Annotated in this window: 10 protein-coding genes and 1 pseudogene; 4 read left to right on the forward strand and 7 right to left on the reverse strand. The window is 74.6% G+C overall.

Translation table 11 applies throughout. The features are described from left to right. Positions 1–21: 21 nt before the first annotated feature. Positions 22–2232: pseudogene (locus IE321_RS25055) on the forward strand (tetratricopeptide repeat protein); the annotation flags it as partial. A 99-nt stretch (positions 2233–2331) separates the two neighbouring features. Here IE321_RS25055 and IE321_RS25060 read toward each other — a convergent pair. The 4 genes from IE321_RS25060 to IE321_RS25075 all read right to left on the reverse strand — a co-directional run bounded on the left by IE321_RS25060 (position 2332) and on the right by IE321_RS25075 (position 6701). Beyond that, a complete protein-coding gene (locus IE321_RS25060; protein ID WP_190224613.1) occupies positions 2332–3321 on the reverse strand; it encodes an alpha/beta hydrolase in 990 nt (329 codons plus the stop codon). A gap of 130 nt (positions 3322–3451) precedes the next feature. Then, entirely contained in the window at positions 3452–4477 is a 1026-nt protein-coding gene (locus tag IE321_RS25065) for an AraC-like ligand-binding domain-containing protein (protein ID WP_190224614.1), read from the reverse strand. A 285-nt stretch (positions 4478–4762) separates the two neighbouring features. After that, positions 4763–5437 carry a GntR family transcriptional regulator gene (locus tag IE321_RS25070; RefSeq protein ID WP_190224615.1) on the reverse strand — a complete coding sequence of 225 codons (675 nt, stop codon included), beginning with the start codon at positions 5435–5437 and terminating at the stop codon, positions 4763–4765. A gap of 76 nt (positions 5438–5513) precedes the next feature. Beyond that, on the reverse strand, positions 5514–6701 hold the full coding sequence (locus IE321_RS25075; protein WP_190224616.1) for a CaiB/BaiF CoA transferase family protein: 1188 nt from the start codon (positions 6699–6701) through the stop codon (positions 5514–5516). Positions 6702–6928: 227 nt separating this feature from the next. Between IE321_RS25075 and IE321_RS25080 the strand changes: the two genes are divergently transcribed. Further along, a complete protein-coding gene (locus IE321_RS25080; protein WP_190224617.1) occupies positions 6929–8113 on the forward strand; it encodes an acyl-CoA dehydrogenase family protein in 1185 nt (394 codons plus the stop codon). 51 nt (positions 8114–8164) lie between these two features. On the opposite strand, the gene IE321_RS25085 is transcribed toward IE321_RS25080, so the two are convergent. After that, positions 8165–8668 (reverse strand): FBP domain-containing protein, encoded by a 504-nt coding sequence (locus IE321_RS25085; RefSeq protein WP_043220140.1) that lies wholly within the window; start codon positions 8666–8668, stop codon positions 8165–8167. Positions 8669–8782: 114 nt separating this feature from the next. Beyond that, complete coding sequence (gene yczR / locus IE321_RS25090; RefSeq protein ID WP_190224618.1) at positions 8783–10252, reverse strand: MocR-like transcription factor YczR; 1470 nt, start codon at positions 10250–10252, stop codon at positions 8783–8785. 132 nt (positions 10253–10384) lie between these two features. On the opposite strand from yczR, the gene IE321_RS25095 reads away from it, so the two are divergent. Continuing rightward, positions 10385–10543, forward strand: coding sequence for a hypothetical protein (locus IE321_RS25095; protein ID WP_190224619.1), 159 nt, complete (start codon positions 10385–10387; stop codon positions 10541–10543). 145 nt (positions 10544–10688) lie between these two features. Here IE321_RS25095 and IE321_RS25100 read toward each other — a convergent pair whose 3' ends face one another. Next, entirely contained in the window at positions 10689–12038 is a 1350-nt protein-coding gene (locus tag IE321_RS25100) for a DUF6777 domain-containing protein (RefSeq protein ID WP_229916532.1), read from the reverse strand. A gap of 306 nt (positions 12039–12344) precedes the next feature. Between IE321_RS25100 and IE321_RS25105 the strand changes: the two genes are divergently transcribed. Then, entirely contained in the window at positions 12345–13595 is a 1251-nt protein-coding gene (locus tag IE321_RS25105; protein ID WP_190224620.1) for an ABC transporter substrate-binding protein, read from the forward strand. Positions 13596–13606: the final 11 nt, after the last annotated feature.

Raw genomic sequence — 13606 nt, forward strand, 5'->3', positions numbered from 1 at the left:
GGCCGCGGGGACGACAGACGGATGGTTTCCCCGGACGGGGAGGAAAGAGGAGTGGTGCACGGGAAGCAGTCCTTCGGTGCCGTTCTGCGCGGTCTGCGGCAGCGGGGCCGTCTGACGATGGAGGAACTGGCCGAGGCGTCCGGTGTGAGCGTCCGGGCCATCGGCGACATGGAGCGGGGGCGCAGCCTGGTCCCGCAGCGGCGCACGGTGGTGGCGCTGGCGGAGGGGCTGGGGCTCGCGGACGACGAGCGGGAGGCGCTGCTGACCACGGCCCGCGCGGCCCGTCCGGCCCGCACGGGCGCGGTGGCGGGAACGGCCGTGCCGCCGCGCTCGGTGGGGGACTTCACGGGGCGCGGACCGGAGCTGGCCCTCCTGCGGTCGGCCGCGGAACGCGCCCCGGCCGGCCGGGCGGCGTCGGTCTGGGTCGTCTCCGGTCCGCCGGGGTGCGGGAAGACGACGCTGGCGCTGAAGGCGGCGGCTGATCTCGCGGAGGGCTTCCCCGACGGCTGTTTCGTGGTGGACCTGCACGGGGTGGACGGCCCCGTGGACACGGGCGAGGCGCTGCTGAAGCTGCTGAAGGCCCTCGGAGTGCCGGACCGCCGCCTGGCGAAGGAGGACCACCAGGGCCGCGCGGGGCTGCTGCGGGCACTGCTGGGCGAACGCCGGTGCCTGGTGGTGCTGGACAACGCCCGCGACGAGGCGCAGGTCCGTGCCCTGCTGCCGGCAGGTGGGCGGAGTCTGGTGCTGGTCACCAGCCGGCGGCCCCTGACCGGTCTCGAGGACGTCGACCGCCTGACGCTGTCGGAGATGGCGCAGGAGGAGGCGGTCGATCTGCTGCGCCGGATCCTGGGCGAGGAGCGGGCGGACGCGGAAGCGGCGGCCGTGGCGCGGGTGGCGGAGCTGTGCGGGCGCCTGCCGCTGGCCCTGCGGGTGGCGGGGAACTGGCTGACGGTCCGTTCCGGATGGACCGTCGACCACCTGGCCCGGCGCCTGGCCGACGAAGAACGCCGGCTGGGCGCGCTGGCCGCCGGCGACGTGTGCGTGGAGGCGGCGTTCGAACTGTCCTACCGTCAGCTCACCGCCCAGGCTGCGCGCATGCTGCGGTTGCTGAGCCTGGTTCCGGGGCCGGACATGACCGCCGCCCACGGTGCCGCGCTGACCGCCACCGACGTCTTCGAAGCCGAGGACGTGATGGAGGAGCTCACCGAGGCCGGCCTGCTGCGCGCCACCTTCACCGGTCGCTACCAACTGCACGACCTGCTGCGGCTGTTCGCCCGCGCCCGGCTGGCCCGCGAGGGGGGCCCGGGCGAGCGGGAGGCGGCCGACGGCCGGCTGCGCGCCTGGCTCCTGGAGACGGCCGTGGTCGCCGGCCGCTGGTACAAGCCCGAGTACGGGGCGCCGCCTTCCTCCTGGCGGGGCCTCGTCCCGCTGGAGAGCGCCGAGGAGGCCCGCGCCTGGCTCCAGGACGAGGCCCCCTCCTGGCTCCCCGCGCTGCGCGCCGCCGCCGCCGGGGGCGAGCACACCCGGGTCACCGAGACCGTCCATGCCATGGACTGGTTCTGCGACCTGTGGGTGCACTGGGGGCACTGGGTCGAGGTCTTCGGCCTGGCCGCCGAGTCCGCCGCCGCGCTCGACGACCCGTACATGCGCGCCTTCCACCTCAACTGCCTCTCCTGGGCCCTGTGCGTCTGCGAGCAACGTCACCGCGAGGCCGTCGCACGCGCCGACGAAGGGCTGGAACACGCCCGCCGCGCCCAGGACGTCCACCAGGAAGCCTCGGCCCTGATCCTCGCGGCCGGCGCGTACTGGGAACTCGGCGACGCCCGGATGGTCGCGGAGCGGGCCCTGGCCGCCCTCGACCTGTCGGAGGAAGCCGCCCACTACGGGGTCTGGCCCCAGGCCGCGCGCCTCTACGGAACCTCCCTGCGCATGCTCGGCCGTGCCGACGAGGCCCTCACCCAGTACCAGCGCGTCGTCGCCTTCCTCGACGCGCCCGACTCACCGGTGACCGGGCACGTCGCCGACATCTTCCGTACCCACACGACACAGGGACTCGGTCACGTCTACGCCGACCTGGGGCGGTGGAGGGAGGCCGTCGACCAGTTCCGCGAAGCCCGGCTCCGGTCGCGTCGCATCGGGATCGTCCACCGGGAGGCCGAAACGCTGCGGCATCTGGGAGAGGCCCTGATCGCACTGGGCGAGACCGAGGAGGCCCGCTCCTGCCTGCGCCAGCTCCTCGCCCTCGGCGACGGGGCCGACGACAGGGACCTGAAGGCCGCGCGGAAGCTCCTGGACACGCTCGCCGAGCGGGCGGCGCCGACGGCGGAGGGCTCAGCCCCGGTGCCGGTGCAGGGCGACGTGCACGGTGTCGAGCGCCTGGACGAGGGCGGCGCGGGCGGAGTCCGTGTCGCGGAGCGGGTCGAGCACCATGAAGTCGTGGATCGTCCCGTGGTAGCGCATGGACACCACCGGTACGCCGGCCGCGCGTAGCTTCGTCGCGTACGCCTCGCCCTCGTCGCGCACCACGTCGGCCTCGCTGGTGACCACCAGCGCCGGGGGAAGTCCGGCGAGCTGTTCCAGGGACGCCCGCAGGGGCGACGCGGTGACCTGGTTCCGCTGTCGTACGTCGGGCAGGTACTGGTCCCAGAACCAGCGCATGGTCTCACCGCCGAGGAAGTAGCCGGTGGCGAACTCACGGTACGAGGGGGTGTCGCAGCCGGCGTCGGTGACCGGGCAGAGCAGCACCTGCTGGAGCAGCCGCACCCCTCCGCGCTCCTTGGCGAGCAGCGTCAGCGCCGCCACCAGGTTGCCGCCCGTCGAGTCGCCCACGGCGGCCATCCGGCTTCCGTCGAGCCCGATCTCGCCGCCCCGCTCGCAGACCCACCGCGCGACGGCGTAGCACTGCTCGACGGCGATCGGGTACCGCGCCTCGGGGGCTCGCTCGTACGCGACGAACACCACGGCCGCGTCCGCGCCGAGGGCGAAGGCGCGCACCAGACGTCCATGCGTGTCGGCGTCGCCCAGGACCCATCCGAGCCCGTGCAGGAACAGCACGACGGGAAGCTCGCCGGCGCTGTCGGCGGGCCTGACCACCTGCACCCGTACGTGACCGGTCGGCCCGCCCGGCAGGGCGAACCACTCCGTGGAGACGGCTTCCGCGTCGAGGGGGTCGGGGGCGTCGCCCTGGACACGCGCGAGGTCCAGACGGGCCTGTTCCGGATCCTGGTCGCGCGCCGACGGCGGGCAGGCGTGCCGGGCCACGAAGGCCCGCGTCGGGTGGTCCAGGACCGGTCGAGGGGACGAAGGGACGAAGTCGGTCACACACGGTCTCCTGCCGGACGGGCTGAAGCGGAAGGGTGGCTCGGCGCACGGATCCCCGCTCGGGCGGCGGAACGCCGTGGGGCGACTCCCGGCGTTCCGCCGCACGCACGGGGAGAGCCGGGGAGGGACCTTACCCGCCGAACGGCGGGAGGCCGGCCCCGAGCCGGTCGGCGCCGGGCGCCGGGGCTCCTCCGAGGTCTTCCCGGGCGGTCCGCAGGGCGCGCCATTCCCGGGGGGAGACGCCGTAGGCGGCGCGGAAGGACCGACTGAAATGGGCCGGGCTCACGAAGCCCCACCGCTGGGCCACGGCGGACACCGTGGGCGCCGTCCGGCCGCGGCGGGCCAGCTCGCGGCCGCACTCCTCCAGACGCCGTTGCCGGACGAGCTGGCCGACCGTGGTCCCCTCGCCCTCGAACAGCCGGTGCAGGTACCGGACGGAGATCCGTTGCGCCCGGGCGATGCTCTCCGGCGACAGGTCCGGGTCGCCCAGGTTCCGGTTGATGTGGTCACGGACGCGCAGCACCAGATGGCTCGGCGCCTCCGCCTCCGCGCCGCCCGGGTGGGCCCGCTCCGCGATCAGGGTGGCGAACAGCTCGACGACGTTGCCGGCCAGCCGGTCGGCGACGGCCGGCGGGTAGCCGTCGGCGGGGGAGGAGGCCAGGGTGGCCAGGAACGGGAGCAGCATCGCGCCGAAACCGTCCCCGGTGCCGATGGCGTTCCCCGTGACCCGCCGGATGTCGCCGTCCGACACGCCGAGCGCGCGGCGCGGGAGCTGGAAGACGTGCGTGGCGAACCGCCGCGGGTAGTCGAAGGAGTACGGCCGGGTCGTGTCGTACACCACCAGGTCGCCCGCCCCCACCTCGGCCCGCCGGCCGTCCTGGACGAAGGTGGCCGTGCCGGACACCTGGACACCGACCGCCACCAGCGCCTCGGACGACCGGGCGATCAGCTCCGGCGTGCGGCTGACCCGCTCCGCGTCGGCCTCCACGGTGGACACCTGGAGATACCCGAGACGGTCGGTGGCGATCCGGCCGTCGAACGGCCCGTCGCCCCGGGGGGCGACCTCCATCGGGACCAGCGTCCTGCTCACCGCGTCGTTCCAGTACGCGACCTTGTCCTGGTCCGGCACGGAGGCGGTCGTCAACACCACGCTCAATTTCTCTCCGCTCAGGGAAGTGACTCCGGGGCCGCCCCGGGCGGGAACGGGACGCCGCACCACCCGGAAGACGACGGCCGGGGAGGGCTCGTCACGAGGCGGCGACCTCGTCGACGCGCCACCGGACCGCCTCGGCGAGGCCCGGGTTCCCGCCCGCACGAACAGCCAAGCAGCGGACCGTCGCCGTCTCCAGGCAGAACCACAGGCAGGAATCGGCGGAACGCGACCACCGCGTGCCCGGGACCGGTGAGCGACGGAGCGGCGGACGGGGCTTCCCCGAGGCCCTCAGGCGCCGGCTTCCGGGGGCAGCACCTTCCGCAGGGCCTCCACGGCGTGGGCCCGGTGGTCGTCCAGCCGGGCGAGGACGGACGGCCGGTCGGACGCGCGCAGGGCGTCGAGGACGGCGCGGTGCTCCCGGACGGCCTGGGCGCGGTGCTCGGGGTCGGTGTAGTAGAGGGAGCGGTAGGCGTCCGTGGCGTCCCAGAGCGTGGTGATCATGCGCACCAGCCGGGGCATGCCGCAGGCGTCGATGAGGGCGAGGTGGAAGCGGCGGTTGGCCTCGGCCATCGCCGTCACGTCCCCCGCCCCGGCGGCCCGTTCGACCTCGTCCTGGATCGCGGCGAGGGTGTCGGCGAGGCCCTCCGCCCCGAGTTCCATGGCCCGGCCGACCGCCTCGGTCTCCAGCAGGGCGCGGATCCGGTAGATCTCCTCCAGGTCGGCGAAGGACAGCTCGGCGACGAAGTAGCCCCGGTGGACGTGATGAACCACCAGGCCCTCGGCCTCCAGGGTCTTGAGGGCCTCCCGGAGCGGCACCCGGCTGACCTCCAGGCGGGCGGCGAGGGCGTCCTGCCGTATGGGCGCGCCCGGGCGGAGCGCCCCGCTGGTGATGGCGCCCCGCAGCTCCTCCAGGACGAACTGCTGCGCCGTCCGGGGCCGTCGCCTCTCCACCGCTCCGCTCATCGATCCGACCTTCCGCCGCGTGTGCTCGTGGACCGGCGGCCTTCGTCGCCGTCGGTGACCGTCATCTTCCTACGGATCACAGACCCGTGTTCGAGTCGTCCACCGGGGTGACGCCGGCCAGGATCTCGTCGGTGTGCTGGCCGAGTCGCGGGGGCGCGGAGCGGTACGAGGGCGGGGTGGCGCCGAAGCGGACGGGGTGCGCGACCTGCCCCGGCCCGGCCGCGTCGCCGGGGAGCCGGGCGTCGAGCCCGAGCCGGTCGGCGAGCGCGAACGCCCCGGCCAGGTCGTTGATCGGTCCGCAGGGCACGCCGGCGGCGGTCAGCTCCTCGAACCAGTCGTCGGCGGTCCGCGCCGCGAGGGCGCCGGAGAGCTCCGCCGTCAGCGCGTCGCGGTGGGCGACCCGGGCGGTGTTGGTGGCGAACCGCTCGTCCCCGGCCAGCTCCGCCCGGCCGATCCGCTCGCACAGCGCCCGGAACTGCCGGTCGTTGCCCACCGCCAGGACCAGCGGCCGGTCCCGCGCCTCGAAGACCTCGTACGGCGTGATGCTCGGGTGCCGGTTGCCCATCGCGCGCGGCACGACACCGGCGCCGAGGTGGGCGGCGGCCTGGTTGGTGAGGGCGGAGAGCAGCGAGCCGAGCAGCGACACCTCCACGCGCTGGCCCTCGCCGGTCCGCTCCCGGTGGCGCAGCGCCGCGAGGACCCCGAGGCCGGCGTGCAGTCCGGTGATGACGTCCACCAGCGCCACCCCCGCCTTCGTCCCCCGGCCGCCCGGTTCGCCGGTGACGCTCATCAGGCCGCCCATGGCCTGCACGAGCAGGTCGTATCCGGGCAGCGCCGCGCCTCCGTCGGCGCCGAAGCCGGTCACCGAGCAGTAGACGAGGCCCGGATTGGTCCGGCGCACCTCCTCGAAGCCCAGGCCCAGCTTCTCCATCGTGCCCGGCCGGAAGTTCTCCACCAGGACGTCGGCCCGGTCGACGATCGACCGCGCCGCCGCGAGGCCGTCCGGGTCGGCGAGGTCGAGGGCCACGGACCGCTTGTTGCGGTTGACCCCCAGGAAGTAGGTGGCCTGCCCGTCCGCGAACGGAGGGCCCCAGGCCCGTGTGTCGTCCCCGCCGTCCGGCCGCTCGATCTTGATGACGTCGGCGCCGAGGTCCGCCAGGAGCATCGTCATGTACGGCCCGGCGAGGACCCGGCCGAAGTCGGCGACGACGATGCCGGAGAGGGCGCCGGGCGCGGGGAGTTCCTGGGGGTGGTCGGTGGGCATTCCGCGCTCCCTCGTGACGACGTCGGGCCAGGGGCACCGGGGACGGGACCCCCGGGCGGGGCTTCCGGAGGCGGGACCCCGGAGAGCGGATCCCGGGATTGGATCCGATCGGGACCGTAGGGGGCGGAGACCGGATTTTCAATACTGGATCCAAAATCCAATCTGCGGCTACGCTTCGGCTCGCCACGCCGAGCACGACCCTCGTCACAGCCGCCAGGAGGCCGCCCGTGAAGTCCTCGCCGTCCACCGCCACCCACCCCCTCGCCCTCCTCGCCGTCGACGGCCTGCTGAGCGACGAGGAGCGCGCGATCCGCGACACCGTCCGCGCCGCCGCCGACCGCGAGCTGCGCCCGCACGTCGCCGGCTGGTTCGAGAAGGGCGAGATCCCCGCGCGCGAACTGGCGCGCACGCTCGGCGAGCTGGGCGTCCTGGGCATGCACCTGGAGGGCTACGGCTGCGCCGGGACGAGCGCGGTGGCCTACGGCCTCGCCTGCATGGAGCTGGAGGCCGTCGACTCCGGGCTGCGCTCGCTCGTCTCCGTGCAGGGCTCGCTCGCGATGTACGCGATCTGGAAGTACGGCTCCGAGGAGCAGAAGCAGCGGTGGCTGCCCGGGATGGCCGCCGGCGAGTACATCGGCTGCTTCGGCCTCACCGAGCCCGACGCCGGCTCCGACCCGGGCGCCATGCGCACGAACGCCAAGCGGGACGGCTCCGACTGGATCCTCAACGGCACCAAGATGTGGATCACCAACGGCTCCGTCGCCGACGTCGCCGTCGTCTGGGCCCGGACCGAGGAGGGCGTCCGCGGCTTCCTCGTCCCGGCCGGCACGCCCGGCTTCAGCGCCCCCGAGATCACGATGAAGCTGTCGCTGCGGGCCAGCGTCACCGCCGAACTGGTCCTGGAGGACGTCCGGCTCCCCGCCGATGCGATGCTCCCGGAGGCCCGGGGCCTGTCCGGCCCGCTCGGCTGCCTCAACGAGGCCCGTTTCGGCATCGTCTTCGGCGCCCTCGGCGCCGCCCGCGACTGCCTGGAGACCGCGATCTCCTACGCGAAGGACCGGACCGTCTTCGCCCGCCCCCTCGCCTCCTACCAGCTCACGCAGCAGAAGCTCGCGGACATGTCCGTCGAACTCGGCAAGGGCATGCTGCTCGCCCTCCACCTCGGCCGCCTCAAGGACGCCGGCGAGCTGACCCCCGAGCAGATCAGCGTGGGCAAGCTCAACAACGTGCGCGAGGCCATCGCCATCGCCCGCGAGTGCCGCACGATCCTGGGCGCCAACGGCATCACCCTGGAGTACCCGGTGCTGCGCCACGCCAACAACCTGGAGTCCGTCCTCACCTACGAGGGCACCAGCGAGGTCCACTCCCTCGTCATCGGCAAGGCGCTCACCGGCGAGCAGGCCTTCCGCTGACCGTGCGAGGAGCCCGTCGGGGCGGCCCCTCCGGGGCCGCCCCCGCGCGGCTCAGCCCGCGGTCACGCGCGCCAGGAACCCGTCCAGGTTCCCCGTGGCGCGCTCGACGCGCTCCTCGACGGAGAGGGTCTCCTCGTGACGCAGCCCGCGCAGCTTCGGGACGCGCTTGCCGCGCAGGTAGAGCGAGCACGCCAGGTCGGCGCAGATGTAGATGCCGACCGTGTTCCCCTCCCGCCCCCGGGGTCCCGCCAGCGGCGCCGCCAGCAGCGTCACACCCGACGAGGCGTGCGGCGTCAGGCAGATCTGGCACAGGCTCGTCTTCACGGCACTCGTCCGGCCCGCCGCGGGCACCCGCAGGGACACCCCGAGCGGGCCGTCCTCGCGGCGCACCACGAGATGGGCCCGCAGCGGCGCCCCCGGATCCACCCACCCCAGGAAGTCCAGGTCCTCCCAGGGCGTCTCGGCGAAGTCCAGCGGCAGCTTCAGCCGCGCGGCGTCCCCCTTCGTGGCGTTCACGAACGACGAACGGATCTCTTTCTCAGTCAACGGTTCCACTCGTTGGACCGTACAGGCAGATCCGCGGCCGGGGCATCCGGATATCCGAGGGCCGCATGACCGGGCCCGCCTGCCCGGACACGCGTCCACGGGGCCCGGAAGCGGAACCCGGCCTCAGGCCACCCACTCCGGCAGCGCCGGGTCCGTGAACCGCCCCGGCGCCCCCTCCAGGGCCGCCGCGAGCCGCTCCGCCGCCGTCTCGTAGACCTCCTCCGGCAGCGTGTACGGGATCCGCAGCCGGTGCTCGTGCGTGCCCGGATCGACCCCGAACCGCGCCCCGCCCTCCACCCGCACCCCGTGCCGCAGGGCCCGTGCCGCCAGCTGCGTCGCCACCGGCCGCCCCAGGTCGATCCACAGGCACATCCCGCCCGGCGGCACCGACCACCGCCACTCGGGCAGGTGCCGGGCCAGCGCGGCGCCGAGCGCCTCCCGCCGCTGCCGCAGCTCCGCCACGCGCGCGTGCACGATCGGCTCCAGGCGCCGCATCAGCGCCACCGCCACCAGCTGGTCCAGCACCGAACCCGACAGGTCGGCCGTCACCCGGGTCCGCGTCAGCTCCGTCACCACGCGCGCCGAGGCCCGCACCCAGCCCACCCGCATCCCGCCCCAGCAGCTCTTGCTCAGCGAGCCGATCGACACGATCTGCTCCCCGCCCCCGGCCCCCGCGGACGCCGCGAAAGGCGCCGGCGCCGGAACGTCGAGCGCCATGTCCGTCAGCGTCTCGTCCACCACCAGCCACGTGCCCGTCGCCCGCGCCGCCCGCGCCAGCTCCCGGCCCTGCTCGCGCGGCATCAGGCGCCCCGTCGGGTTGTGGAAGTCCGGGATCAGGTACGCCAGCCGCGGCGCGGTCTGCCGCAGCGCCGCGTCCACCAGCCCCGTGTCCCAGCCGCTCTCCGTGACCGGCACCGGCGTCACCCGCATCCCGCGGCCCCGCATCGCGTCCAGCGCGTTGGTGTACGAGGGGTTCTCCGCCAGCACCCGGTCGCCCGGCCGCCCGAACTGCGCGAGCACCAGCGACAGCGCCTGCTGCGCCCCCGTCGTGACCAGGATCTGCTCGGGCCGCGTCGGCAGCCCCCGCTCGGTGTACCGCTCCGCGACCGCCGCCCGCAGCTCCGGCAGGCCGTACGGGTGGTAGCCCGGCGCGGCGGCGTACCGCGGCAGTTCGGCGGCGGCCTCCGCCAGCGCCTCCGCGAGCTCGGCCCGGGGCCCGTGCGGCGCGGCCAGCGCGAGGTCGATCACCTCGCCGGCCCCGTCCGGGAAGGCGCCCAGGGAGGTCGGCGCCTGCCCGTCCGGCAGTGCCGTCCACGTCCCCGCGCCCCGCCGGCTGTGCGCGTACCCGCTCTCCCGCAGCAGGTCGTACGCCCCCGTCACCGTCGTCCGGCTCACCTCCAGGACCTGCGCGAGCTCCCGCTCGGCGGGCAGCCGCAGTCGCAGCGCCACCCGCCCGTCCAGCAGCGCCTCCCGCACGGCCCGCGCCAGCTCGCGGTAGCCGAACCGGCCCTCCGGCGGCGGGGTGAGCAGGGAGGCGAGCTGGCGGCCGGACAAGGTCCGGTCCGCGGTGTGGACCACACGGGCCTCTGCCATGCCAATCACTCCTTATTGGCTCTGCTGTCCGGGCCAATAAGCCTACAGACTCTCGACAGTGGCCTGGTGCGGCGTCCGACGAGGCGCCCCCGGCCCGCCTTCCCGCACCGCACCCAGCAGAGGAGCACGACGATGACCCCGCACTTCACCGACCGCGACGAGCGCCTGTGGCAGCGGCACGCCGAGGAGCGCCCCGCCCGCCCCCTGCCCGTGGGCGCCTGGCTGCGCACCCTGCGCGCCACGCTCCGGACCCACCGGCCCGCCTCCCGGACCACCGAGGGCGCCACGTGAGCGCCGACGGCCCGCCGCCGGGCCGGTTCGTCGTCGGCGTGAGCGGCTCGCCGCCGCCTTCGACGAAGGGCTCGGCGGCGGGCCGGACGGCGCGGACGCCCGTACCCGGGGAGCCGGGTACGGGCGTCCGCGCGGAACCGGGGTCTCAGGCCACGGGCTGACCCGGGCCGGGGGCCGGCGAGGTGGCGGTGCCGGAGGGGTTCAGCGGCAGGCCGGAGGGCGAACTCGCCGCCGCCGAACGGCCGTCGGTGTCACCGCCGGCCGTGGAGCCGGTCGTGTCGTCCGTCGTCGTGTCCGTCGTGGTGTCGGTCCCGTCGGTCGTCGTGGCCCCGTTGTTCGAGGGGGTGTCCGGCGTGCCGGAGGGAGTGTCCGACGGGGTCTCGGTCGTCGGCGTCGTGGTGTCCGTCGTGGTGTCCGTCGAGGGGGACGGCGGCGGGGTCGTCTGCGTCGGGGAGAGCGTGGACGGGCAGGGGGACGGCGTCACGCCGTCGATCGGCGCCGGCGTCTCGTCGCCGGTCACCACCACGCACGGCGGCGGCGAGGTCGGGGTGCCCGAAGGCGACGTGGACGACGCCGACGGCGAGGTGGTGGTCGGTGTGGGCCGGGGCGGCGGCGGGGTCGGCTTGTCGTGGCGGCCGGTGTCGCCGTGCTTCCGCGCGAACCAGGAGTCGTCCTCGGGGTCGTACACGACGAAGACGTTCACCACGGTCACCGACGGTGCCACGACCACGACCTGCGAGGCGTTGTAGCCCGGCCACGGGGTGCCCGTCGTCCGCGGCCGCTGCTGGGGCACCGGCTCGGTCAGCGGATTGCCGCAGGCGCAGCGGACCCGGGGCACGCCCCGATCGTCGACGAGCACCGCGGTGCCCGCCTGGAGGGTCGCCTGGTAGGTGGTGGCGGCGCCGTCCTTGAAGCCGTGGTTGGTCACCCGGGTGTCCACCCGGAGCTGGAGCGGGGTCAGGGAGCGGAGGTAGGCCGGCACGGCGTTCGCGTCCAGGCTCAGGACCTTGGCGAAGGCGGCGTTCTTGGCGGGCTCGGCGCCGAGGTAGCGCACCTGCCGCTCCACGTCGCAGCTCGCCACCTGCTGGGTGCCGCCGTACAGGCCGGCCGTGGAGCCCGGCACCCGCGGGGTGGTGCTCTCCGCCGTCCCGGTGCGCGGGGCCAGCGAGGCGGTCCCCGAGGCCTCGTCCTTGCGGGCGGTGGAGGCGGTGAAGGGGTCGGGGCCGGAGGCGGAGCTGTTCTGGAGGAAGACCTCGCCGCTGCCGCCCGAGCCCGCGGTGTCGCCCTTGTCGTCCGAGCGGCTGACGAAGACCACGGTCAGCGCGACGGCGGCCACGACGACGGCGGTCAGCGCGGCCACCTTCGGTACGGACCGCCACCACGGGGTCCGCCCGCCGCCCGGACCGCCGCCGTCGCCCGCGCCGTCTCCGCCACCGCCACCGCCTCCGCCGCCCCCGGAGCCGTCGTACGGCGGCGTGGTCGGCGGGCCGGCCACCCCGGGGCGGGTGGCCGCGCCGGAGAGCGGTCCCGAGGGCGGGCCCGTGGGGGGACCGGTGGGCGGGACCGACGGAGGGCCGGACGGCGGCGGTTGGGAAGTCACTTTTTTCCCTTTCTTCCGTTCGGCGCCATTCTGGGTGCCGTGCGGGTGCCCCGCACGGCAGGCTCCGCCGTCAGGGTGCCGGGCGAGCGGGGCGAGCGGCGCCCCGGCAGGTCGCCCGAATCATCAACTGATGGAGCGTCAGTTATTGACGGTTCATCAGCTCGGTCACAGAATGCGGGTCACCCGACGGAGGGATCGCCCGTGTTTCGACCGTTGCGCGTCGTCGTCGCCGCCGCGTCCGCCCTGCTCCTCGCCACCGCCTGCAACTCCGCCTCCAGCGGCGGAACCGCCGCTTCCTCCGTCCGTGGAGTGACCGCCGACACGATCAAGGTCGGCGGCATCGTCTCCATGACGACCGCCAGCGGCTACTCCAAGAAGGACACCGACCTCGGGGCCAGGGCCCGCTACGACCGGGCCAACGCCGAGGGCGGGATCAACGGGCGGAGGATCGAGTACCTGGGCGCCGAGGACGACGGCCAGGACCCCGCGAAGAACCTGGCCGCCGCCCGCAAGCTCGTCCAGCGGGACCAGGTCTTCGCCGTCTCCCCGATGAGCTCGGTGACCTTCGCCGGAGCCGACTTCCTCGACGCCCAGAAGGTGCCGACGGTCGGCTGGGGCACCCTCCCCTCCTTCTGCGGCCCCGCCCACATCTACGGCTTCAACGGCTGCCTCGTGCCCATGCCGGGCGGCACCCTCAACCAGACCTGGCCCGAAAGCCTCGCCGCCGTCCTCGGCGGCGCCCGCGGCAAGTCCGTCGCGCTGATCGCCGGCGACAACGACGCCGGGAAGTTCGGCATCCGCACCTTCACCCAGGGCTTCAAGGCCGCCGGCTTCCAGGTCCCCTACGCCAAGGCCGTCGTCCCGGCGACCTCGATGCCCAGCGACTGGTCCGCCTACACCAAGGAGATCCTCCGCTCGGGGCCCGGCGGCGGCGCGCCCGACGCCGTCGTCTCCGTGATGCAGACGCCGTACAACATCGGCCTCTTCACCGCCCTCAAGCGTTCCGGCTACAAGGGCGTCCTCTCGGACCCCACCGACTACGACCCCGGGCTGCTCGCCAAGGACGCGACCAAGCAGGCCCTCGACGGGGTCCACGTCCTCCTCCAGTTCCAGCCCTTCGAGTCGGACAGCCCCGCGATGCGGCAGTTCAAGGACGACATCAGGAAGGCCGCCGGAGGCAAGGACGTCCCCCTCAACATGCACATGATGACCGGCTACATGAGCGCCGACCTCTTCCTCGCCATCGCCGCCAGGGCCGGCAAGGACCTCACCGTGGACTCCTTCCAGAAGGCCGCCGACGGCTTCTCCGACACCGGCACCCTCGTCGGCGACCGCGCCGAGCCCAGGGGGAAGAAGGAGAGCTTCGGCTGCGGGGCGCTCGTCCGGCTCAAGGACGGCCGCTACGAGGTCGCGGTCCCCTTCAAGTGCTACCCGCCGATCCCCTTCGCCTGAGGAGGCGCGGC

This window comes from Streptomyces hydrogenans, assembly GCF_014656075.1.
Taxonomy (GTDB): domain Bacteria; phylum Actinomycetota; class Actinomycetes; order Streptomycetales; family Streptomycetaceae; genus Streptomyces; species Streptomyces hydrogenans.

Excerpts from the sequence above, each read along its gene's own strand:
- IE321_RS25070 (WP_190224615.1), bottom strand. The coding sequence starts at position 5,437 with ATGAGCGGAGCGGTGGAGAGGCGACGGCCCCGGACGGCGCAGCAGTTC.
- IE321_RS25075 (WP_190224616.1), bottom strand. The coding sequence starts at position 6,701 with ATGCCCACCGACCACCCCCAGGAACTCCCCGCGCCCGGCGCCCTCTCC.
- yczR (WP_190224618.1), bottom strand. The coding sequence starts at position 10,252 with ATGGCAGAGGCCCGTGTGGTCCACACCGCGGACCGGACCTTGTCCGGC.
- IE321_RS25095 (WP_190224619.1), top strand. The coding sequence starts at position 10,385 with ATGACCCCGCACTTCACCGACCGCGACGAGCGCCTGTGGCAGCGGCAC.